The 22,440-nt window shown below is 64.6% G+C and carries 18 protein-coding genes; 11 read left to right on the top strand and 7 right to left on the bottom strand.

From position 1 onward, the window contains the following. Positions 1–24: 24 nt before the first annotated feature. From DM374_RS25725 to DM374_RS25690, 8 genes are all read left to right on the top strand, one after another. A complete protein-coding gene (locus tag DM374_RS25725) occupies positions 25–1,866 on the top strand; it encodes a feruloyl-CoA synthase (protein WP_110972435.1) in 1,842 nt (613 codons plus the stop codon). Beyond that, positions 1,863–3,104, top strand: a complete 1,242-nt coding sequence (locus DM374_RS25720) for a thiolase family protein (protein ID WP_110972407.1) — start codon at positions 1,863–1,865, stop codon at positions 3,102–3,104. The genes DM374_RS25725 and DM374_RS25720 overlap by 4 nt, the downstream gene beginning before the upstream one ends. 8 nt (positions 3,105–3,112) lie before the next feature. Then, positions 3,113–4,867 (top strand): acyl-CoA dehydrogenase, encoded by a 1,755-nt coding sequence (locus tag DM374_RS25715; protein ID WP_110972406.1) that lies wholly within the window; start codon positions 3,113–3,115, stop codon positions 4,865–4,867. 289 nt (positions 4,868–5,156) lie between these two features. Then, positions 5,157–5,876, top strand: a complete 720-nt coding sequence (locus DM374_RS25710; RefSeq protein WP_157969747.1) for a B3/B4 domain-containing protein — start codon at positions 5,157–5,159, stop codon at positions 5,874–5,876. 10 nt (positions 5,877–5,886) lie between these two features. Continuing rightward, positions 5,887–6,837, top strand: a complete 951-nt coding sequence (locus DM374_RS25705) for a LysR family transcriptional regulator (protein ID WP_110972404.1) — start codon at positions 5,887–5,889, stop codon at positions 6,835–6,837. Positions 6,838–7,034: 197 nt separating this feature from the next. Continuing rightward, positions 7,035–8,438 carry an amino acid permease gene (locus DM374_RS25700; protein ID WP_110972403.1) on the top strand — a complete coding sequence of 468 codons (1,404 nt, stop codon included), beginning with the start codon at positions 7,035–7,037 and terminating at the stop codon, positions 8,436–8,438. A 20-nt stretch (positions 8,439–8,458) separates the two neighbouring features. Continuing rightward, positions 8,459–10,105: a thiamine pyrophosphate-dependent enzyme gene (locus tag DM374_RS25695; RefSeq protein ID WP_110972402.1), complete on the top strand. Its 1,647-nt coding sequence runs from the start codon at positions 8,459–8,461 to the stop codon at positions 10,103–10,105. Positions 10,106–10,115: 10 nt separating this feature from the next. Continuing rightward, positions 10,116–11,303 carry an amino acid aminotransferase gene (locus DM374_RS25690; protein ID WP_110972401.1) on the top strand — a complete coding sequence of 396 codons (1,188 nt, stop codon included), beginning with the start codon at positions 10,116–10,118 and terminating at the stop codon, positions 11,301–11,303. Positions 11,304–11,566: 263 nt separating this feature from the next. Here the strand turns inward: DM374_RS25690 and DM374_RS25685 are convergent, their stop codons facing one another. Further along, on the bottom strand, positions 11,567–12,367 hold the full coding sequence (locus DM374_RS25685; protein WP_110972400.1) for a CSS-motif domain-containing protein: 801 nt from the start codon (positions 12,365–12,367) through the stop codon (positions 11,567–11,569). A gap of 137 nt (positions 12,368–12,504) precedes the next feature. Continuing rightward, positions 12,505–13,209 (bottom strand): type 1 glutamine amidotransferase domain-containing protein, encoded by a 705-nt coding sequence (locus tag DM374_RS25680; protein WP_110972399.1) that lies wholly within the window; start codon positions 13,207–13,209, stop codon positions 12,505–12,507. A 146-nt stretch (positions 13,210–13,355) separates the two neighbouring features. Between DM374_RS25680 and DM374_RS25675 the strand changes: the two genes are divergently transcribed. Then, positions 13,356–13,826 (top strand): nucleoside deaminase, encoded by a 471-nt coding sequence (locus tag DM374_RS25675; RefSeq protein WP_110972398.1) that lies wholly within the window; start codon positions 13,356–13,358, stop codon positions 13,824–13,826. A gap of 25 nt (positions 13,827–13,851) precedes the next feature. Continuing rightward, positions 13,852–15,918, top strand: coding sequence for a hybrid sensor histidine kinase/response regulator (locus tag DM374_RS25670; protein ID WP_110972397.1), 2,067 nt, complete (start codon positions 13,852–13,854; stop codon positions 15,916–15,918). Here DM374_RS25670 and DM374_RS25665 read toward each other — a convergent pair. From DM374_RS25665 to DM374_RS25645, 5 genes are all read right to left on the bottom strand, one after another. Next, entirely contained in the window at positions 15,870–16,847 is a 978-nt protein-coding gene (locus DM374_RS25665) for a lysylphosphatidylglycerol synthase domain-containing protein (protein WP_110972396.1), read from the bottom strand. The genes DM374_RS25670 and DM374_RS25665 overlap by 49 nt on opposite strands. Beyond that, positions 16,844–18,055 (bottom strand): cardiolipin synthase ClsB, encoded by a 1,212-nt coding sequence (clsB, locus tag DM374_RS25660; protein WP_110972395.1) that lies wholly within the window; start codon positions 18,053–18,055, stop codon positions 16,844–16,846. Before clsB ends, DM374_RS25665 begins: the two co-directional genes overlap by 4 nt. Next, the gene (locus tag DM374_RS25655; protein WP_110972394.1) at positions 18,052–18,834 is read right to left on the bottom strand and encodes an endonuclease/exonuclease/phosphatase family protein; all 783 of its coding nucleotides are present in this window, start codon (positions 18,832–18,834) and stop codon (positions 18,052–18,054) included. The genes clsB and DM374_RS25655 overlap by 4 nt, the downstream gene beginning before the upstream one ends. Then, the gene (locus DM374_RS25650) at positions 18,831–20,462 is read right to left on the bottom strand and encodes an ATP-binding protein (RefSeq protein ID WP_110972393.1); all 1,632 of its coding nucleotides are present in this window, start codon (positions 20,460–20,462) and stop codon (positions 18,831–18,833) included. The genes DM374_RS25655 and DM374_RS25650 overlap by 4 nt, the downstream gene beginning before the upstream one ends. A gap of 116 nt (positions 20,463–20,578) precedes the next feature. Beyond that, positions 20,579–21,634, bottom strand: coding sequence for a tetratricopeptide repeat protein (locus tag DM374_RS25645; RefSeq protein ID WP_110972392.1), 1,056 nt, complete (start codon positions 21,632–21,634; stop codon positions 20,579–20,581). Positions 21,635–21,804: 170 nt separating this feature from the next. On the opposite strand from DM374_RS25645, the gene DM374_RS25640 reads away from it, so the two are divergent. Next, positions 21,805–22,440, top strand: a 636-nt coding sequence (locus tag DM374_RS25640) for a ShlB/FhaC/HecB family hemolysin secretion/activation protein (protein WP_177431606.1), incomplete at its 3' end; no start/stop codon positions are given.

Below are 22,440 nucleotides of genomic sequence, written 5' to 3'. Positions count from 1 at the left end.
CCACGGACGAACGCCCGTGCCGAAATGCCGCGCTACCGGCAGGTGTCCATCGGTCATCCCGAAGTGGCGGTGAGCGAGGTGGACGGCGTCCTGCGCATGCGTGCCATCGAACCCCTCGCGCCGCTGCCCGCGCGCCTGCTGGACCGTCTGTTGCACTGGGCCGAGGTGCGCCCGCAACAGACCTTTATCGCCGCCCGCCAGGGCGACGGCGCCTGGCGTGAAATCAGCTACGCCGAAATGCTCGGGCAGGTGCGGGCAATTGCCGCTGGCCTGCTGGACTTCGGCCTGTCCGCCGAGCGGCCGCTGGCGATCCTCTCGGGCAACGATATCGAACACCTGCAGATTGCCCTCGGCGCCATGTACGCCGGCATTCCGTACTGCCCGGTGTCGCCGGCCTACGCCTTGCTTTCCCAGGATTTCGCCAAGCTGCGGCATGTCTGCGACGTGCTGACGCCGGGCCTGGTGTTCGTCACCGACAGCCAACCGTTCCAGCGCGCCATCGACGCAGTGCTGGACGAGTCCGTCGCAGTGATCAGCGTGCGCGGCACGGTGCCGGGCCGGCGCACGGTGGATTTCGCCAACCTGTTGCAAGGCGGTGACCTGACCAAAGCCGATGCCGCCTTCGCCGCCACCGGTCCCGATACCATCGCCAAATTCCTCTTCACCTCCGGCTCGACCAAACTGCCGAAGGCGGTGATCACCACCCAGCGCATGCTTTGCGCCAACCAGCAGATGCTGTTGCAGACCTTTCCGGTGTTTGCCGAAGAGCCGCCGGTGCTGGTGGACTGGCTGCCGTGGAACCACACCTTCGGTGGCAGCCACAACCTCGGCATCGTTCTCTATAACGGCGGCAGCTTCTACCTCGACGGCGGCAAGCCGACGCCCCAGGGCTTCGCCGAAACCCTGCGCAATCTGCGCGAAATTTCCCCCACGGCCTACCTCACCGTGCCCAAGGGCTGGGAAGAACTGGTCAAGGCGCTGGAGCAGGATCGTGAGTTGCGCGACTGTTTCTTCGCCCGCATGAAGCTGTTCTTCTTCGCCGCCGCGGGCCTGTCGCAAAGTGTCTGGGACCGCCTCGACCGGGTCGCCGAAGCACATTGCGGCGAACGCATCCGCATGATGGCCGGCCTCGGCATGACCGAAGCCTCACCGTCCTGCACCTTCACCACCGGACCGCTGTCCATGGCCGGCTACATCGGCCTGCCGGCGCCGGGTTGCGAAGTGAAACTGGTACCGCTGGGCGACAAGCTGGAAGGGCGCTTCCGCGGCCCGCACATCATGCCCGGCTACTGGCGCGCGGCGCAGCAGACCGCCGAGGTGTTCGACGAAGAAGGTTTCTATTGCTCGGGCGACGCCCTGAAGCTTGCCGATCCACGCCAGAGCCAGCTTGGTCTGATGTTCGACGGGCGCATCGCCGAAGACTTCAAGCTGTCTTCCGGGGTCTTCGTCAGCGTCGGCCCGTTGCGCAACCGCGCGGTGCTGGAAGGCTCGCCTTATGTGCAAGACATCGTGGTCGCCGCGCCGGACCGTGAGTGCCTGGGCATTCTGGTGTTCGCGCGGTTGCCGGAGTGTCGGCAACTGGCCGGGCTGGGGGAGGGTGCGAGCGACGCCGAGGTGCTCGGCAGCGCGGTGGTGCGCACCTGGTTTGGCGGCTGGCTGGAGCGTTTGAACCGCGACGCGCAAGGCAATGCCAGCCGCATCGAATGGCTGGCGCTGATGGACGAAGCGCCGTCGATCGACCTCGGTGAAATCACCGACAAGGGCTCGATCAACCAGCGCGCCGTGTTGCAGCGCCGGGCGGTGCAGGTCGAAGCGCTGTACCGCGGCGAGGACGCGAGCATGCTCCGCGCCCAGGTGCGGCCATGAAGGGCGGCGGGCTGTGCAGCCGCTTCGACGACGCGGCAATTGTCGAGATCGTGCGCACGCCGTGGACCGATCTTGGTGGCGCGCTGGCGCAGGTGTCGCCCATCGACCTGGGTATCAAGGCCGGGCGTGAAGTGCTGGCCCGCGCCGGGGTCGATCCGGCCACGGTGGACAGCGTGCTCGGCGGCAGCATGGCCCAGGCCAGCTTCGACGCCTACATGCTGCCGCGGCATATCGGTCTCTACAGCGGCGTGCCGCAAAGCGTACCGGCGCTGGCCGTGCAACGTATCTGCGGCACCGGGCTGGAGCTGCTGCGCCAGGCCGGCGAGCAACTACACAGCGGCGTGGAGCAGGTGCTGTGTGTGGGCGCCGAATCGATGTCGCGCAATCCGATTGCCGCCTACGAGCACCGCGGCGGTTTCCGTCTCGGCGCGCCCGTGGGCTTCAAGGATTTTCTCTGGGAAGCGCTGTACGACCCGGCGGCAGGCGTGGACATGATCGGCACCGCCGAGAACCTCGCCCGCGAGTACGGCCTGAGCCGCGACGCAGTGGATGCATGGGCGCTGCGCAGCCACCGGCGCGCGCTGGAAGCCCAGACGGCGGGCTGGTTCGACGAGGAAATCGTCAGCGTCCGTAGCGAAACGTTCGAAGCCGAAGAGTGCCTGCCGCGCAGCATCGAGCTGCCGCGCGGTGTCAGTGTGGTGGATCGCGACAGCCATCCACGGCCCACCGACAGCGCCGCCCTGGCTCGCCTTCGCGCAGTACACAGCGGTGGCGTGCAGACCGCCGGCAACAGTTGCGCGGTGGTGGACGGCGCGGCGGCGGCGCTGGTCTGTCGTTATTCCGCCTGTTCCACTCCACCGCTGGCCCGGCTGCTGATGGTCACGGCGGTGGGCGTTGCGCCAGGCACCATGGGCATCGGCCCGGCGCCGGCGATTCGTCTGCTGCTGGAGCGCAGTGGTTTGCGCCTGGAGCAGATCGACCGCTTCGAAATCAACGAGGCCCAGGCCGCCCAGGTGCTGGCCGTGGTTCAGGCGTTGGAGCTGGATCCGCAGCGGCTGAACGTGCACGGCGGCTCCATCGCCCTCGGCCACCCGCTGGCGGCCACCGGCCTGCGCCTGGTGCAGACCCTGGCCCGGCAACTGCGCCGCGACAACCTGCGCTATGGCATCGCCGCCGCCTGTATCGGCGGCGGACAGGGCATGGCGCTGCTGATCGAAAACCCGCACTTCCAAGGATGAGGTCACGCATGGCCTACAAGGCGCCGTTGGGCGATATGCAATTCGTGCTGCAACACTGGCTGCGGGTTGAGCAAGACTGGCAGTTGCTGCCGGCCTACGCCGAGGTCGATCTGGATCTGGCGATGCAGGTGCTGGAAGAAGCCGCGCGTTTCACTGGCGAGGTGCTGGCGCCGTTGAACGGGCCGGGTGATCGCCAGGGCTGCCGCTTCAGCGACGGTGAAGTACATACGCCCGAGGGCTTTGCCGCAGCGTATCGCGCCTATGTCGACGGCGGCTGGCCGGCGCTGGCCTGCGATCCGCAGTTGGACGGGCAAGGCCTGCCGCAGGTGCTCGATGCGGCCCTGCAGGAAATGCTCTACGCCAGCAACCACGCCTGGGCCATGTACACCGGCATCGCCCATGGTGCCTACCTGTGTCTCAAGACCCATGCCTCGGCGTCGCTTCAGCAGCGCTACCTGCCGGGCATCATCAGCGGCGAAACGCTGCCGACCATGTGCCTGACCGAGCCCCAGGCCGGCAGCGATATCGGCCTGCTGCGCAGCCGCGCCGAACCCTTGGCCGATGGCAGCTACAGCGTCAGCGGCAACAAGCTGTTCATCTCCGGCGGCGAGCACGACCTGACCCGCGACATCCTGCATCTGGTGCTGGCGCGTTTGCCGGATGCACCGCAAGGCAGCCGTGGGCTGTCATTACTGCTGGTGCCGAAATGGCTCGATGACGGTCAGCGCAACGCTGTCTATTGCGATGGCCTGGAACACAAACTGGGCATCCGCGGTAGCGCCACCTGTGCGCTGCGTTTCGAACAGGCCAAGGGCTGGCTGGTAGGCGAGGCCCACGGCGGACTGGCGGCGATGTTCGTGATGATGAATTCGGCGCGGCTGCATGTCGGCCTGCAAGGGCTCGGGCATACCGAAGCGGCCTGGCAGAGCGCCCGCGACTACGCCTTGGAGCGCCGGCAGATGCGTGCGCCGCGTCGTCCCGAACAGGTGCCGGCCGCCGCGGCCGACCCGATCCACCTGCACCCGGCGATGCGCCGCATCCTGCTGGAACTGCGGGTGCGCAGCGAAGGCATGCGCGCCCTCGGCTACTGGGCCGCGCACTGGCTGGATATCGCCAGCGAATCCGCCGACCCGGCGCAGCGCGCCAAGGCCGGACAACTGGCGGCGCTGCTTACCCCGATCGTCAAAGCCAGCTTTACCGAACAGGGCTTCAGCCTCGCGAGCAAGGCGCTGCAGGTGTTTGGCGGTTATGGCTACACCGGAGAATTCCCGATTGAGCAGACCTTGCGCGACAGCCGCATTGCGATGATCTACGAGGGCAGCAACGAGATTCAGGCCAACGACCTGCTGCTGCGCAAAGTGCTGGGGGATGGGGGGGAAGCGTTTGGCGTGCTGCTGGGTGAGTTGCGGGCCGAGGTTGCGGCGGGGCGGGGAACCCGCGCGGCGTTTGCTGATGCGTTGGGGGAAGTCTGCGAGCGGCTAGAAAACCTTTTGCCCGAAGTGCGCGCGTTCAGCGCAGAAGACAGTGAGTATCCGTACCGTGCCGCCGGTGAATTTCTCCAGCTCTGCGCCACCAGCCTGTTGGCGTTCGCCTGGGCGCGCAGTGCTCGCTGCGTGGCGGGGTTGGCGGAGGATGATCCGTTGCGCCGGGAAAAACTGGAGAGCGCGGGGTTCTGTTTTGATTATCTGTTGCCGGATTTTGATCGGCAGCTCGCTGGGGTGAGGGCGGCGCGGTTGCCGTTGCCGTTTGTTGGAGGGGTGTGAGTGTTCAGCGTCCTTGAGATCGAGCACCGCCTCTGCGGTGCATCGCGAGCGAGCTCGCTCCTACAACACGCCTTGACCACACTGTAGGAGCGAGCTTGCTCGCGATGCGCCGCACAAGCGGTGCTCGATTTTGAAAACGCTGAAAAAACGCGCGCCTGGCACAACCAACTATCCAAAACCCGCATGGCAACCTTGCAGAAATCGGTGAGCTCCCAGCTTCAGGCCCGGTGCTATAGTCTGCCACCCGGCTTGGCCAAGCTGCCCGAACCCGCATTCCAGAGGAGCGCCTGTGAGCACCTTTACCTATACGGTCAGCCCCGATGTCTTTGACGATCACCCCGACTACCGCCGCGGCGTGGTGGTCTTCCGCAACCTCGACAACACCCGCCCCGACGCCGAGCTGACCGCGCTGCTGCGCGCCACCGAGCAAGCACTGCGCGAGCGGGTCACCGGCAATCCCGCCGACTACCCGCAGATCGCCGCCTGGCGCGACGCGTATCGCCGTTTCGGCGCAAAGCCCTCGGAGCATCGCAGCGCCATCGAAGCCCTCACTCGCCGGGTGCTCAAGCCCGACAACCTGCCGGACATCAACCCGCTGGTGGATATCGGCAACCTGCTGTCCCTGCGCTATCTGCTCCCCGCCGGCGTACACCCGATCGGCCCGCAATCGAAGGCGATCGAACTGCGCAAGACCCTGACAGACGACCGCTTTCTGCTGGACGCCGCCGCCGATCCGGAAACCATCGCTGCCGGTGAAATCGTCCTGGCCGCCGGCACGCGTGTGCTGACCCGGCGCTGGACCTGGCGCCAGGCCGCCGATACCCGCACCCTGGCCGACACCCGCTGCGTCTTCTTCGATATCGACGGCTTGCCGCCAACCACTCCCGACGACGTGCGCTCGGCCATGGCCGACCTGGTCGAACTGGTGGCGCGCTACTGCGGTGGCGAGTGCGTCGGCCACGCCGTACTGCACGCCGGCCAGCCGACCCTGACCCTAGGCCTCGACTGAGGCCCTTGGCATGAATCCCGCCTTCAACAACCTGAGCGTGACCCAGTTGCGCGTGCTGGCGACCCTGCTGGACGTGCGCAATCTGAGCCACGCGGCAACCCGCCTGGGCGCCAGCCAATCGGCGCTGAGCCGGCATCTGGCGCACTTTCGCGAAGCCTTTGGCGATCCGCTGCTGGTGCGCCAGGGGCGTCAGTACATCCTCAGTGAGCGCGGGGTGGAACTGCTGGAGCCGTTGAAGCAGGTGCTCGAACAGTTGCAGGCGCTGGGTACGCCCTCGCGGTTCTCGCCGGCCACCTGCGAACGGCGTTTCGCCATGGCCGGCTCCGATCACGTCGCCGAACATATCCTCCCGCAACTGCTCGCCGACCTGGCGCGGGTGGCGCCGAACGTCAGCATCGATTTCCGCCCGTGGGAGGCCAACCGTTTCGACTGGCTGGCCAGCGGCAAGGTCGATCTGGCCACCAGCATGATCGAAGACACACCCGCCGAGTTTCATGGCCGGGTGATCGGCGAGGACGTCGCCGTGTGCTGCATGCGCAGCGATCATCCGCTGGCAGCGCAGGCACAATTGACCCAGGAGCAGTTCCTGAACTGGCCGCATTTGAAGATCAGCACCGGTGGCGACAAGGACAGCTTCGTCGATGCCTACCTGCGCAAGCACAACCTGCACCGCGACCTGAAACTCACCGTGCCGTATTACTCGGCTGCGCTGGCGGTGCTCCAGCGCAGCGACATGCTGCTGATGCTGCCCGAGCATATCGCCCGCAAATGGGCCGAGCGGGCCGACGTTTGCTGGCGCCCGCTGGCATTCGTCCGCCATCCGTTCCGTTATTGGGTGGTCTGGCACAGCCGCACCCACAGCTCGGCGGAACAGCAATGGTTCCGTACCTTCGTTTATGAACATTGCCGTGGCTCGCAGTTTCTCAGCCCCGGTGAGCAACTTCCGGTGTATCCGCAGTGAACAATCCGGCATCCGCATAGTTGCCATTCACTCTGGCGGGATGTTCATTTCCGGCATTGCTGTTAACGTGAACGCCATCGAAGTATCCACATAACTTCGAACACAAAAACACAACATCAACTTTCAGTTTCACCTGCCGAACTATCGTCGGGCGCCGGGTCGTGCCGTGTCCGAAAAACAATATGGATAATAAAACGATGAGCAGAGTTACTCCTACGGATCACGCGTTATCGCGGGGTTTGTCCAATCGTCATATTCAAATGATCGGACTCGGCGGTGCCATTGGCACTGGATTGTTTCTTGGCAGTGCCGGCGTAATGAAACTGGCGGGCCCTGGTTTGTTGCTGGGGTATGCCGTAGCCGGGCTGATCGCCTTTCTGATCATGCGCCAACTGGGGGAAATGCTCGTGGACGAGCCGGTGTCCGGTTCGTTGAGCCATTTCTCCAACAAATACTGTTCGCCCTTCATCGGCTACCTCGCCGGCTGGAACTACACCGCCGGCTATATCCTGGTGGGCATGGCGGAACTGACCGCCGTCGGCAAGTACGTGCAGTTCTGGTGGCCGGATGTGCCGACCTGGGCCTGCGCCGCGTTCTTCTTCGTGCTGATCAACGGTCTCAACCTGCTGGCGGTGAAGGTCTACGGCGAGGCGGAATTCTGGTTCGCGGTGATCAAGGTAACGGCGGTGCTGATGATGATCGCCCTGGGCGGCTGGCTGCTGTTCGGCCCGACACCGCCGCCGACCGCCGCAGTCAGCAACCTGTGGAGCCATGGCGGTTTCCTGCCCAACGGTATCAGCGGGCTGATCCTCGCCTTGCCGCTGATCATGTTCGCCTTTGGCGGGCTGGAGTTCATCGGCTTTACCGCTGGCGAAGCACGCGACCCGTCGAAGACCATTCCCAGCGCGATCAACAAGGTGCTGCACCGCATCGGCCTGTTTTACATCGCCGCCCTGGCGGTGCTGCTGGCGCTGACGCCGTGGGACGACCTCGTGGCTTCGCTGTCCGCCGGCGGTGATCCGTACAGCGCCAGCCCGTTCGTGAAGATCCTCGACCTGCTGGGCATCGGCGCGGCGGCCCACGTCCTCAACCTGGTGGTGCTGACCGCCGCGTTGTCGGTCTACAACGCCGTGGTCTATTGCACCGTACGCCAGTTGCACGCCATGGCCGGGCAGGGCCATGCGCCACGGCAACTGCTCAAGCTCAATCGCAACAATGTGCCGGTCAACGCGCTGATCGTGACGGCGGCGATTACAGCCCTGGCGGTGCTGCTCAACTGGCTGTCGCCCAACGGCACGCTGGAAGCCCTGATGGCACTGGTGGTTGCCACCACCATCATGAACTGGATGCTCACCAGTTATACCCACCTGAAGTTCCGCCGCGCCAAACAGGCAGCGGGACAACAGACTCACTATCGTTCGCCATTGTTCCCCTTCGGCAACTATCTGTGCATCGCGTTTATTGTGTCGATCATGCTGATCATGGCGTTCATTCCGGCAATGCGTATATCGGTCTGGTTGATTCCTTTGTGGTTGATCGTTGTTTACGCCAGTTTCCGTAAATACCAATCCATCAAACCCGCCGCGCTCAACTTCGAATAATCCGTAACAGGTAACTCATGATGAAAACCGAACTTCCCGCTGTTCAACAGCTCACGGGCGGCGATGCCCTGGTCGAGAGTTTGAAAGTGCAGGGCGTCGATACTGTCTTCGCACTGCCCGGCGCTCAGATCTATGGCCTGACCGACGCCTTGGCACGTAATGCCGACAGCATCCGCACCCTGGGCGCACGGCATGAACAGACCAGCGCCTACATGGCGTTCGGCTACGCCCGCTCCAGCGGTCGCCCCGGTGTGTTCAGCGTGGTGCCGGGCCCCGGCATCCTCAATGCCAGCGCTGCCATGCTCACCGCCCACGGCTGCAACGCGCCGGTGCTGGCGCTGACCGGCGACGTGATGAGCGGCTTCAAGGACCGCGGCCGTGGTCAATTGCACGAACTGCCGAAGCAACTGGAAATCCTCCAGGGCATTGGCAAATGGGCGGCGCATATCGAACAGCCGGCCGATGCGCCGTGGCAGGTGGCCCAGGCGTTTCAGGTCATGCAGTCCGGGCGCCCCGGCGTGGTGTCGCTGCAAGCTTCCTGGGACTTCTTCACCCGCAGCGCGGCGGTGCGCATGCAGGCGCCGCTGGCGCTGCAACCGACGCCTCCGGTGGACAGCGATGCCGTGGAGCGCGCGGCAAAACTGCTGAGCGCGGCCAAGGCGCCGATGATCTTTGTCGGTTCCGGGGCGCTGGAAGCCAGCGCCGAAGTCGGCCAACTGGCAGAGGTGCTCGGTGCGCCGGTGGTGAGCTTTCGCGGGGGGCGCGGCGTTGTGCCGGATGATCACCCGCTGGGCTTCACCGTTGCCGCCGGAGCCCGGCTCTGGCCGCAGACCGATGTCGCCGTGGTGATCGGCTCGCGCTTCGAGTTGCTGGACATTCGCTGGCGCCATCGTCCGGCCGGCCTGAAGCTGATCCGCATCGATATCGACCCGGCCGAGGTGCGGCGCATGCCGGCCGAGGTCAACCTGCTGGCCGATGCCGGGGAGGGTGCCAGCGCCCTGGCGGAGGCTGTGCTTCGCGCCGGCCCGCCGAAGCGCCGCGACGCCGGGATTGCCGAAGCTAAGGCAGCGGCGGAACAGGCGATCCAGTGCGTGCAACCGCAACTCGACTACCTGCGGGTGATTCGCGACGTGCTGCCGCGTGACGGCTTCTTCGTCGAGGAAATCTCCCAGGTCGGCTTCACCTCGATCTTCGGTTTCCCGGTGTACAAGCCCCGCACCCTGGTCACCTCGGGGCACCAGGGCACCCTCGGTTTCGGCTTCCCCACTGCGCTCGGGGTCAAGGCCGCGCACCCGGACAAAGCGGTGGTGTCGATCTGCGGCGACGGCGGCTTCATGTTCGCCGCCCAGGAACTGGCCACGGCGGTGCAGTACCGGCTCAACCTGGTGACCATCGTGTTCAACAACAGCGCCTTCGGCAACGTCTACCGCGACCAGCAAGAGAGCTTCGCCGGCCGCCTGCTCGGCTCGGAACTGGTGAACCCGGACTTTGTGCGCTTTGCCGAATCCTTCGGCGTGCAGGCGTTTCGGGTCGGCTCGCCGGCACAACTGCGCCCGGTGCTGGAGCAGGCTTTCGCCGCTGACCGCCCGGTGCTGATCGAGGTCAGCGTGCCGCGTGGCGGTGACAGCAGCCCGTGGCCCTTCCTTCACCCCACTTTCGCTCACTGAGGAGCCCCTGATGTTCGAACATGTCGAAACCTACCCCGGTGACCCGATCCTGTCGTTGATGGACGACTACCAGCGCGATCCGCGGGCCGGAAAGGTCAACCTGAGCATCGGCTTCTACTACGACGAGCACGGCCAGGTGCCGGTTCTGCCGTCGGTACGTCGGGCCAAGGCGTTGCTCGATGCAAGGGCGGAAAGCGCCAACCTGTACCTGCCCATGGACGGCCATCCGGGGTTTCGCGAGGCAGTGCAGGGCTACCTGTTCGGCGAGCTTGATGGTGCCGACAGCGAGCGCATCGTCACCCTGCAAAGTGTCGGCGGTTCGGGGGCATTACGGGTCGGCGCGGACTTCCTCAAGCGCTATTACCCGCAGTCGCAGGTCTGGGTCAGCGACCCGACCTGGGACAACCACCTGGCGATTTTCCAGGGCGCCGGTTTCGCGGTAAACCGCTACCCGTACCTGGACGCCAGCGGCAAGGCGATCGACTTCGCCGCGATGCTGGACCTGTTCGGCGAACTGCCGGCTCACAGCATCGTGTTGTTGCACGCCTGCTGTCACAACCCCACCGGCGTCGACCTCACGCCAGAGCAGTGGGAGCGCTTGTACGCGCTGTTCCGCGAGCGGTCGCTGATCCCGTTTCTCGACGCCGCCTATCTGGGGTTGGGGGAAGGGCTGGATGCGGACACCTACGCGATCCGCGCGCTGGCCCGCAGTGGCATCACCGGGCTGGTGAGCAATTCGTTTTCCAAGGTGTTCTCGCTGTATGGCGAGCGGGTCGGTTCGCTGTCGGTGGTGTGCCAGGACGGTGATATCGCCCGGCGCGTGGCCGGGCAGTTGAAGGGCACGGTGCGCACCAACTACTCCAACCCGCCGCGGCATGGCGCGGAACTGGTGGCGACCATCTTCGGTGATACCGAACTGACGGCGCTGTGGCGGCAGGAACTGGAAGCCATGCGTGCGCGGATGGTGGGCATGCGTCAGGCGCTGTTCGATGAAGTACGACGTATCGATGTGCGGCGGGAGGTGGATTATCTGCTGTGTCAGAAGGGCATGTTCAGTTACACCGGGCTGAGCGCCGATGCCGTCGATCGCATTCGCGAACAGCATGGGGTGTACCTGATTCGCAGTGGGCGGATGTGTGTCGCGGGCCTCAACGAATCCAACCTGGCGCTGGTGGCCAGGGCGCTTTCGGACCATTGAGAGGACTATTGTTGTTCAGTGGCCTCTGAAGCCATAGGCGCGAGCTTGTCGGGTCGCCCCGACAAGCCACACACAGCGGGCTGTGTTGCGGGAGCCTTCGGCGTGATCGACGACGCGAAGACTTGCTCAGCGAGCAGGCTGCATGGCTCTCGCGAGACACTGGTGGAAGGGGCCGGCCGCGTCGCCACATGGAGAGGATAAGCCCGCAACATGACTAGCCAGGCCAACCCCTTCACCCCGTGAAGAACTTTTTATGCCTGTTTTCATACCCGCCGCGCGGCGGGTTGACGTCGGCGGTACATGGCCCAGTAGCTGCCGATGGCAGTCATCAGGCCAACCAGCAGCAGCGACGGCGCAATGGCCAGGCTGTTTTCCATTAACTGGCTTGCGGTGTGGCCCGGTTGATAGCCCACATGCAGGGCGTAACCGTACATCGGCGAAACCAGGCTCGCGTACTGCTCCATTTCCGCTATATCAGCGATGTCTTGCACCTCGCCGCTGGGACCGATCGATGCCGGGCCGAACTGCAGGACCACGTTGACCGGCTCGCGGATACCGTGCAGCAGGCGCTGGAGGATCGCGCCATCCGCTACAGCCAGGACGCCGTAGGGATATTCCTGCAGGCGGTAGTAGAGAATTGCCGAGTCGGGGGTGTTGTCGTTGCCCGGCTCCAGGCGCAGCCGGTGGTTGAAGTAGTCGCCGGGATCCACCAGCAGCCCGGACTCTCCACGCAGGGTACTGCAGTAAGCACGATTCTCCCGGACCAGTGTCAGAGAACGCAGTTCGGGATTTGCCACCACCTCGCTGTACAGTGTGGGCAGGGCTTTGCTGCAAGGTAACTCAGCGAGGTTGAGCACCTTGTTGCTGGCCCCGTGGAGGGATTCGATCAGCCCGTCAACGCGGCTCAAGGCTTCGCGTTGGACAAAACCGACGGACTCGTCGAGCTTCTTGTCCACCTGCCAGGCCATCACCAGCAAGCCGCAGGCGACAGGTGCCAGACCGATCAACAGCGTGGTGAGCAGTTCGAGCAGCGCCCGACCGGAATCAAAAGTACGAGGGGGCATGTTTCACCTATGTTGGAGGAGCAAGGCCCGGCATGGGAAAGGCGCCGGGCCGAAGCCGATCAGCATAAGTGAGCGCTATAGACGACTCCTGTACGAGAGTCAGACATGGCGTGTGTGAATGCTCGCTTCGTCGCGGCCTAACGGCCGGCTTTTGCTGCCAGTGCGGCCACTACCAGGCGGCCCACCGCGGCGCCGGAGGCCGGGTTCTGCCCGGTGATGAGCCGACCTTCCTTCTGATCGACAATGGCGAAGGCTTGCCAAGGCTCCTCGGCCTTGCAGTAGAGACCGCCACGGGCGCTCAGCTCGGTTTCGGTCAGGTATGGCACGACCTTGTCCAGCTCGGCCAGTTGTTCCTCTATGTTGGAGAAACCGGTCACTTCGCGGTCCTTGACCAGCAAGCTGTTGTCGCTGAGCTTGATGTTCAGCAAGCCCACTGCGCCGTGACAGACCGAGGAGACGACACCGCCATTCTCGAAAATCTGCCGGGCGATTTCTTGCAGGTCGTGGTTGTCGGGAAAGTCCCAGATCACACCATGGCCACCGGCGTAATAGATGGCTTGATAGTCCCGGGCCTTCACCTGACCCGGTGCCAGGGTGGTGCCGAGGCGGTTCATGAAGGCTTTGTCGTCGTACCATTGCCAGTCGATGTCCTGGGCCATACTCAGGCTGTGCGGGTCGACCGGCACGTAGCCGCCCGCAGGGCTGACGTAGTCGACGTGATAGCCGGCCTTTTGCAGCACATCGGCGAAATGCACCGCTTCGCCCAGCCACAGGCCGGTGGCGCGTTTCAGGTTGGGGTATTTGGCTGTATTGGTCAGCACCACCAGAACTTGCTTGCTCATTGCGGCGATCCTTTTGAAGAGGTTGCACAGGCGGCAATTCGTGGACAGCAAAACGTATACAGCATAGCCGTCCGGCAAAAGCCCGCCATCCGCTATGGCGATGTGCTAGCGTTTAACCTTGATGCCTTGAATCAGGAGAGCCGGACATGGCAGATGCCCAGGAGCAATCACAGCTTTTCATGCAGGCGGCCATCGACGAGGCGCGCAAGGGGCTGGAAGAAGGTGGCATTCCCATCGGTTCGGTGATTGTCCACAAGGGCCGGATCATCGGCCGTGGTCACAACCGCCGGGTGCAGCAGGGGAGTGTGGTGTTGCACGGCGAGATGGACGCTTTCGAGAACGCCGGCCGGCAGAACGCCAGCGTTTATGCCGAGGCCACGCTGTATACCACGCTGTCGCCCTGTTCGATGTGCAGCGGCGCAATCCTGCTCTACGGCATCCGTGAAGTGGTGGTTGGCGAGAACCAGACGTTCCTCGGCGAAGAAGCCTTGCTGAGGGAGCGTGGAGTGCAGGTCACAGTGCTACAGGACGAGCACTGCATCGGGCTGATGCGCCAGTTCATTCAGGCGCAACCCGCCCTCTGGAACGAAGACATCGGGCAGGAGTCCGAAGCCTGAGAACCTGTAAGGAAGCGACTCGAGCATGCACATCATTCATGTCGAATCCCGTCCGCTTCAGCAAGGCGGAATGAGCGAAGCGGTCCGTCAGTTCGACTGGAGCAAGACCTCCCTTGGGCCGATGCATCGCTGGCCGGCCTCGCTGCGTATTGCCGTCGATCTGTTGCTGGCGTCCAAGTTCCCCGGCTGCCTAGTCTGGGGCCGCGACATGGTCAGTATCCACAACGATGCCTTCGTGCCCATTCTCGGCACCAAGCCTGCGCCCTTGGGTCGTGGTTTCCACGAAGTCTGGAGCGATGTCTGGGACGGGGTTGGCGCATTGGCGTTCCGGGCCCTGCAGGGCGAGGCGGTGTTCCAGGAGAACCTGCCGCTGGTGACCAGCCGCAACGGCGTGCTGGAGCAGGTCTACTTCACGTTTTCCTACAGTCCGGTACGGGACGAGAACGGCAATGTGGTCGGTTTTCTCGATACCGTGCTGGAGACCACCAGCAACGTCGAATCGGAACGGCAATGGCGCGATCTCGCCTGTTCGTTCGAAAAACAGGTGCAGGACCGCTCCGCCGAGCATCAGCGGCTGTGGGAGCTGTCCAGCGACCTGATGCTGGTGGTGCAGGATGATTTCAGTCTGCGCTCTTGCAACCCGGCGTGCCGGCAACAGCTTGGCTGGGACCAAAGCGTTGTCGGGCAGATGCTGCTCGACATCGTTCACCCGGATGACGCCGGTAATCTCGCCCAACTGCTCGATGGCACCCAGCCTGGCGGTGAAGGGCGCTTGCGCCATATAGACGGGCACTACCGCTGGTTCAACTTTGGCGTCATGCCTGCCGCCGGCAGCGTAACCCTGGTGGGCCGCGACATTACCCAGGAACGCGAGCGCGAAATGGCCTTGCACCAGGCCGAGGAATTGCTACGCCACGGTCAGAAAATGGAAGCCGTCGGGCAACTGACCGGCGGCATGGCCCACGACTTCAACAACCTGCTGGCGGGCATCAGCGCCAGCCTGGAAATGCTCGAACGGCGCATCGCCAAAGGCCAGACCCAAGACCTCGGCAAATACCTCCTCGCCGCCCGCCAAGCCTCCGAACGTGCCGCGCAACTCACCCACCGCCTGCTCGCCTTCGCTCGCCGTCAACCACTGGCGCCGCGCCCCACCGACCTGAACGACCTGCTCAATGGCATTCAGCCGCTGATCCTTCAGGTGATCGGCCCGGACGTGGACCTGCAACTCCAGGTCGACCCGCAGCCCTGGTTGTTGCTGGTGGATATCAGCCAGATGGAAAACGCCCTGATCAACCTCTGCGCGAACGCCCGCGATGCGATGAACCGCCACGGCAGCCTGAAGATCAGCACCAGCAACGAACGGCATGAGAGCACCCCTCCTGGCAGCGACGTGCCGCCCGGTGACTATTGCTGCTTGCGGGTGGAGGACGATGGTTGCGGCATGGCCGCGGAGATCGTGCAGCGCGCCTTCGATCCGTTCTTCACCACCAAGGCCGCAGGCGAGGGCACTGGCCTGGGGTTATCGATGGTCTACGGGTTCGTCCGCCAGTCCGGTGGGCGTGTGTGGATCACCTCCGAGGAAGGTCGCGGCACCCGAGTCGAATTGTTGCTGCCGCGTTACGTCGGCCCGTCGATCCCTCTGCCACAACCCCTTAAAGCACTGCCGGCGAGCCCGACGCAATTGCGTAACGAGCGTATCTTGCTGATCGACGACGAGCCCAACCTGCGCATGTTGATCAAGGAAGCGCTGATGGATCAGGGGCTGGAGGTTCTGGACGCCGCGGATGCCACCAGCGGCCTGGCGTTGTACGACAGCGCCGGTCCGATCGATCTTGTGGTTTCCGATATCGGCCTGCCGGGCGGGATCAGCGGTATTCAGGTAGCCCAGCGCTTGCGAAGCCGTTCACCGGATTTACCAGTGTTGTTCATCACCGGCTTCACCGAAGAGGCGATCAACCCCTGCGACGTGCTCGCACCGGGCCTGGAGCTGATGACCAAGCCGTTCGGCCTCGACGCCCTGGTGCACAAGGTGACCGCGATGCTTCACCCGGCCCGGCCACTGCTGGCCGAAGGCGAGGCGGGCTCGGTTTGACCGGCCCGGCTGGCCAGACGCTCCAGCACCAGGTACACCGCCAGCGCCAGCAGTAACGGCAGCAGGAAATACACCGCCCGATAGCCGATCAGGGCCGCCAGCAGCGTGCCCTGGCTGTATTGCCCTTGCAGTAGGGTGATGAACACACTCTCCAGCACCCCCAGCCCCGCCGGAATATGGGTGATGACCCCGGCGATGCTGCTGACCATCAGGATGGCGAGGATGGTCGGATAACCGGCTTTGTCCGGCAGCAGCGTGTACACCACCAGCCCCATCAGCGCCCAGTTGCCGGCGCCCATCAGCGCTTGCAGCAGTGCCAGGCGCCAGGACGGCAGGCGGATTTCCTGGCCGCGTACCTGCCATTCCCGGCGCCGGGAAAAGCGGCATGCCAGCAAGTAAGCCAGCGCTGCCAGCAGCATGCCGATGCCGATCAGGCGCAGTCCGGTGCTGCCGATTTCCAGCCCCGCCGGCAAGCGCGGGAACCCCAGGGTGAAAAGGCTGCCGGCCACCAGCAGATAGCCCAGCCAGTTGGTGACCAGACCAAGGCCAAGAATCCGGGTGATAGTCGGCGTGTCCAGCCCCAACCGTGAATACAACCGATAGCGCAGCGCCACGCCGCCGACCCAGGCGCTCAGGTTGAGATTGAAGGCGTAGCAGACGAACGCCAGCGGCAGCACCCGGCGCACCGGCAGGGTGTGCCCGGTATAGCGTCGTCCCAGCAGGTCGTAGCTGGCAAACAGGGTGAAACTGCAGGCTACCAACCCCAGGGCGGTTAGCAGAACGGCGGGGCGATAGGAGGTCAGCGCCTGCCACACCTCGCCCCAGTCCTGATTGCGCAGCAACATGAACAGCAGCGCCGGAATGAGGATGAAGAACGCCACGGTCAGCACCTGCCGTGCGCGTTTCCACAGCGAATGACGGCCGCTCATGACAACCGCTCCTGGCCGATATCGGCCTGGTACAGCGGCTTGAGCCGCGGCTTGTGCGCCGGCAACCAGCCGACCAGTGCGGGGAAGTAGCGGGTGAAGTGGAAGGTCAGAAAGATCAACGGCGCCCGCCACCAGTAGCCGCGCAGCACCCGTTGCAGGGTCACCCGCTTGCAGCGTTTGTGCATCAGTTCATCGAGGTGCTCGTACAGGCGCTGGTTGAAGGCTTCGTCGCGGATCACCAGATTTGCCTCCAGGTTCAACGACAGGCTCAACGGGTCAAGGTTGCTCGAGCCCACGGTCGACCAGTGGCGATCCACCAGCGCCACCTTGCCGTGCAGCGGGCGTTCGCAATATTCGTGGATCTTCACTCCGTCGCGCAGCAGGTAGTTGTAGAGCAGCCGCGAACACAGGCGCACCCACGGCATGTCGGGCATGCCCTGCAATACCAGCGTCACGTCCACCCCGCGCCGGGCGGCATTGCGCAAGGCCCGCAGCAAGCGGTAGCCGGGGAAGAAATAGGCGTTGGCGATGATGATCCGCTCATGGGCGCTGACGATGGCGCGCAGGTAATGCTGCTCGATGTCAGTGGGATGTTCGTCGTTGTCGCGGATGCACAGGCACATCCGCGCCTGCTCGCTGTCAGGTTGCAGGACCGGCGCGCGGCGCCACCAGGCGCGGTGGCGGCCGCCGAGCCGGGCGCGGCTGTCGAGCAGTTTGAGGGTGGCCTGGCGCAGGTCATCGACGATCGGGCCGCGCACCTGCACGGCATAGTCCTGCTTGGCCATGTCGCCGAAATCGCCCAGGTGATCCGCTGAATAATTGATCCCGCCAACGAAGCCCAGTGTGCCGTCGATCACCAGGATCTTGCGGTGCAGGCGGCGGAACAGGTTGGTGCGTACGCCCAGACGCATCGGGCTGGGATCGAACGCCTGCAGCTCGACGCCGGCATCGAACAGCGCCTGCAGGTAGTCGCGGCTCAGCTCGGCGGTGCCGTAGCCGTCCACCAGCACCTTGACCCGCACACCGCGCCGGGCGGCTTCGATCAGCACCTGTTGCAGTTCGAGGCCGACCTTGTCTTCGTAAATGATGAAGGTTTCCAGCAGCACTTCTTCATGGGCCTGACGGATCGCCTCGAACGCCGAGGGGTAATACTCCTCGCCGTTGATCAGCAGTTGCACATGGTTTTCGTCGCGCCATTCGGTGTTCATAGCAGTACCTCGACACAGAGTGGCAGGTGATCGGACAGGTGTGACCAGGGCTTGCGCGCCATCACCCGCGGCGCGCGGGCCCGGGCGTTGCGCAGGTAGATACGGTCCAGGCGCAGCAGCGGCCAGCGCGCCGGAAAACTGCGGGCCGGCGCGCCAAATGCCTGGCTGAACACTTCGACCAGACCGCTGGCGGACAGCGTCTGGTCGGCGCGCTGGCGCCAGTCGTTGAAGTCGCCGGCCACCACCACCGGGGCGTCCGCTGGCAGGCTGTCGAGCAGGCGACAAAGCAGCGTCAATTGTTGGTTGCGTTGCTTTTCGTCCAGGCCCAGGTGTACGCAGATGGCATGCAGCTGCTGGCCCGCCGGCAGCGACAGCACCGAATGCAGCAGGCCGCGCTGCTCGCTGCCGCCGACGCTGACGTCGAGGTTCTGGTGTTCGAGGATCGGAAATTTCGACAGCAACGCGTTGCCGTGCTCGCCCTCCGGGTACACCGCGTTGCGCCCGTAGGCGAACACCGGCCAGAGGCTGTCGGCGAGAAACTCGTATTGCGGCTGTGGCGACCAGCCGGGGTAGCGCTCGCCGTGGCGACTGTGGCTGCCAAGGACTTCCTGGAGAAACACCAGATCGGCGTGATGGCTGCGCACCGCCTCGCGCAGTTCCGGCAACACGTAGCGGCGGTTCAGCGGACTGAAACCCTTGTGCACGTTCACCGTCAGCACCCGCAGCACCTCCAGCGGCGCCACATCGGTCAGATCCACCGGGCGTTGCGCCTGGCTCATGAAGTGCCCTCGCTGGCCAGCATCTGCGCCACCTTGTCTTGCAACTGACCAAAGCTGAAGGGCTTGTTCAACACCTGCATGCCCGGGTCGAGGCGGCCCAGATGGGCCGTCGCCTGCTCGGCATAGCCGGTGATGAACAGCACCCGCAGGCCGGTGCGCAGCTTGCGCGCCACCTCGGCCAGTTGCCGCCCGCTCATGCCCGGCAGGCCGACATTGCAGATCAGCAAGTCATAGGGACGGCCGGAGCGCAGCAGGGTCAGGGCCAGGTTGCCGTCGGAGACGTCCTGGCACTGGTAGCCCTGTTCGGCGAGGGTGTTGCGCACCAGTTGGCGCACGGTGTTGTCGGACTCGACGATCAGCACCCGGCGCTCGTTGCTGCCGTGCGCCCGGATGGCTTCGGCGAGTACCGGGTCGGGGCTTTCCGGATGGTGCCGCGGCAGCAGCAGTTCGACCTCGGTGCCGTGGCCGACTCGGCTGTGCAGGATGACGTGGCCATGGGACTGGCGGCTGAAGCCATAGACCATCGACAGGCCGAGGCCGGTGCCCTGGCCGATTGACTTGGTTGTAAAGAAAGGATCGAAGGCCCGGTCCATTGTGCTTTGCGGCATGCCGCAGCCATTGTCGCTGACGCTGATCCGGACAAAATCGGAGCCCGCCAGCGGATGGGCTTCGGGCAGCGGGCGGGGCAGGTGGCGATTGCCCACTTCGATGCGCACCTCGCCGCCTTCGGGCAGGGCGTCGCGGGCATTGACCAGCAGGTTGTCGAGGGCCTCCTGCAATTGCCGGGCATCGGCCTTGGCCGGCCACACCTGATCGTCAATCTGCACCTGCAGGCGTACGCCCGGGCCCAGCAGGCTGCCCAGTCGTTTGCGCTCCAGTAGCGCGGCGAGCTGCACCGGGCGGTCGTCCAGCGATTGCCGGCTGGAAAATGCCAGCAGCCGGTGGGTGATGCTGGCCGCGCGCTGTACCGCAGCCAAGCCGATGTCTATCAGTTTGGGAATGTCATCGGGGCGATTCTGGTTCAGGCGTTGGCGGATCAGTTCGAGGCTGCCGCCGATGCCGGTGAGCAGGTTGTTGAAGTCATGGGCGACACCACCCGCCAACTGACCGATGGCTTCCATCTTCTGGTTCTGGCGCAGGCGCTGTTCTTCCTCGCGCAGGTGGCGCACCCGTTCTTCGGTCTGTTGTTGCAGGCTGGCCAGCTCCATGCCCTGCTGGCAGGTGTAGTACTGGCGGCGACGCGCGCGCAGCGAGGAGTGGGTGAGGTCGAGCAGGTCCTGGTCGGGAAAGGGGAACGGCAGCACGAACAGATTGCCCAGGCCCAGGCACAGCTCGGGGCTGCTGCTGACATGGCGCTCGCCGTCGCCGAGCAACACCACGGGCAGGTCCGACCAGGGGGGCTGATTGCCCAGGTACTGTTGCAGCGTCGAATGATTGAAACCGTCGAGGCAGGTATGGGCGATGATCGCCACGCCGGCGCCGTGGTCCAGCGCGCCGCCCAGTTCCTCCAGAGTCTCGATGGCCAACGCACTGACACCGGCCTGGTCCAGCAGGCCCAGCGCCAGGCCACTGATCGCTGGCGGGGCCAGGATCAGCGCTCGTTCGCTGTTGGCTAACGAATCGTTCACGGTCGATCTCCTTTGATAGCACGCAAGCGGCAGGCCGCCTGCACTGTCGCACTATCTCTGGACCACACCGTTCACGGCGGGGTTCAACCCGTGTTGCCAGACGGTCCGGCTGCGGCTCAGAGGCCTTGCTGGACCAGGGGATCGTCAGGGTTTTGCTGCTCCAGTTGGGCCAGCAGCACCTGCACATTCTGCAACTGCCCGCTCTCTTTCCAGTACTCGATCAGCAAGACTCGCGCCTTGCGGTTCGCCGGCTGGCGGGACAGTATCGTTTCCAACTGCTTTTGCGCTGCATCGAGCTGGTCGAGGCTGTGCAGGCTGGTGGCCAGGGTGTAGCGGTAATCGTTGTTGTCCGGCTCCAGCTCCAGCGCCCGGGAGAACGCCAGCAGGGCGTACTCGTTCTGGCTGTGGCGCAGCAACCACAGGCCCAGTTCGTGCTGCAGAAACGCCGATTCCGGGTGGCGTTGCAGCGCCGACGCCAGCACCTCGCGGGAGGTGTCGCCCTGGCCCTGGCTGTCCAGCAGGCGCACCTTGGCGGCGAGGGCGTCGAGGTTGTCCGGTTCCAGCGCCAGCGCGCGGTCCAGCGCCGCGTTGGCCGCCGGGAAATCCCGCTCGTGGATATACAGCCGCGCCAGATGCACCTGATCCTGCGCATACTCGGTGCGCAGCAACAGCGCCTGCTGGTACTGCTCAAGCATCTCCTGCAACGGCCCGAAGTACAGGCCCACCTCATCCGGCGTCAGCCCCAGCAGCGCGTCCACTGCGGCAAAGCGCACGCTTTCTTCCTCGTCATCCAGCATCGGCCCCAGCACCAGGCTGCGCTGCGGTGCCGGCACCAGCGCGGCGATGCTCTCGATGGCGGCACGGCGGACCAGCGGGTCTTCGTGTTGCAGGTCCTTGCGCGCCAGCTTCAGCGCCAGCGGCGAGGGGTAATTGGGCAGCTCGGCATACAGGCTGGCGCGGCGAATCGCCGACAGATCATCGCGCCCCAACTGCTGATACAGCACGCGCGCCGCACCCGGCAGCCCGTTATGGGCCTGGGCCAGCGCCTTGGCGTAGGACTGCTGCAGCGCCGGAGAGGGAGCGGGGGTGTTGTTGCGCAAAAAGAACGCGGCCAAGGCGACAAACAACAGCACGACAAGGCCGGCCAACAGATAGACACGCGGTCTGGACATGCAGAATCCGGGTAAATGGCTTACGGAAAAGGGGTCAAGCTTGGGTCAGACAAATGGTTGAGTCAATGTGTGGGGTATTGGCTGCGGTGTTTTGGCGATATTGACGCCAGATTTCCCACTCTTTAATATCGCGCCGCCAATGATGGCGTAGTGATATCGGAAGGAAGCCGATGCTGTTCACCCACCACTTTCTGCCGAGAGTGCTTCTCTTTCTCGTGGCATCGGGATTGAACGCCTTCGCGCCCGTATTTGCGGCCACGCCTGGCGAACAGGATCTTATCCGCGACCGCCAGGACCGCCTGTTGCAGGAGCAGCAACGGCGTCTTGAAGAACTGCGCGAACTGCCCGGCAACCAAGCCCCATCGGCTGCTCCCGAATCCGCGCCCGACACCCGCTGCTTCCCCATCGACAGCATCGAGATAAAAGGTGCCGACCGCCTTTCCCAGGCCGATCGCGAGCGCCTGGCCCAGCCTTATATCGGTCAGTGCCTCGGCGTGCAGCAACTTAACGAACTGCTCAAGGCCATCACTGATCACTACCTCGCCATGGGCCTGGTCACCAGCCGCGCGTACCTGCCGCAGCAGGACCTGAGCAGCCGGCACCTGGAAGTGCAGGTGGTGGAAGGGCGCCTGGAAGGCATCAAGAGTGGCGCCGACAGCGGGCTGTCGCCCAGGGAGCTGGCAATGACCTTCCCCGGCGCGGTCGGCGAACTGCTCAACCTGCGGGATATCGAGCAGATGGTCGACCAGCTCAACCGCCTGCCGTCCAACCAGGCCAAGATGGAGCTTGTGCCCGGCACGACGGTA

It is taken from the genome of Pseudomonas huaxiensis, from assembly GCF_003231275.1.
In the GTDB taxonomy this organism is placed as follows: Bacteria; Pseudomonadota; Gammaproteobacteria; order Pseudomonadales; family Pseudomonadaceae; genus Aquipseudomonas; species Aquipseudomonas huaxiensis.
Note: the sequence above shows the minus strand (reverse complement) of the source record. Positions and strands in the feature narration are given on the sequence as shown.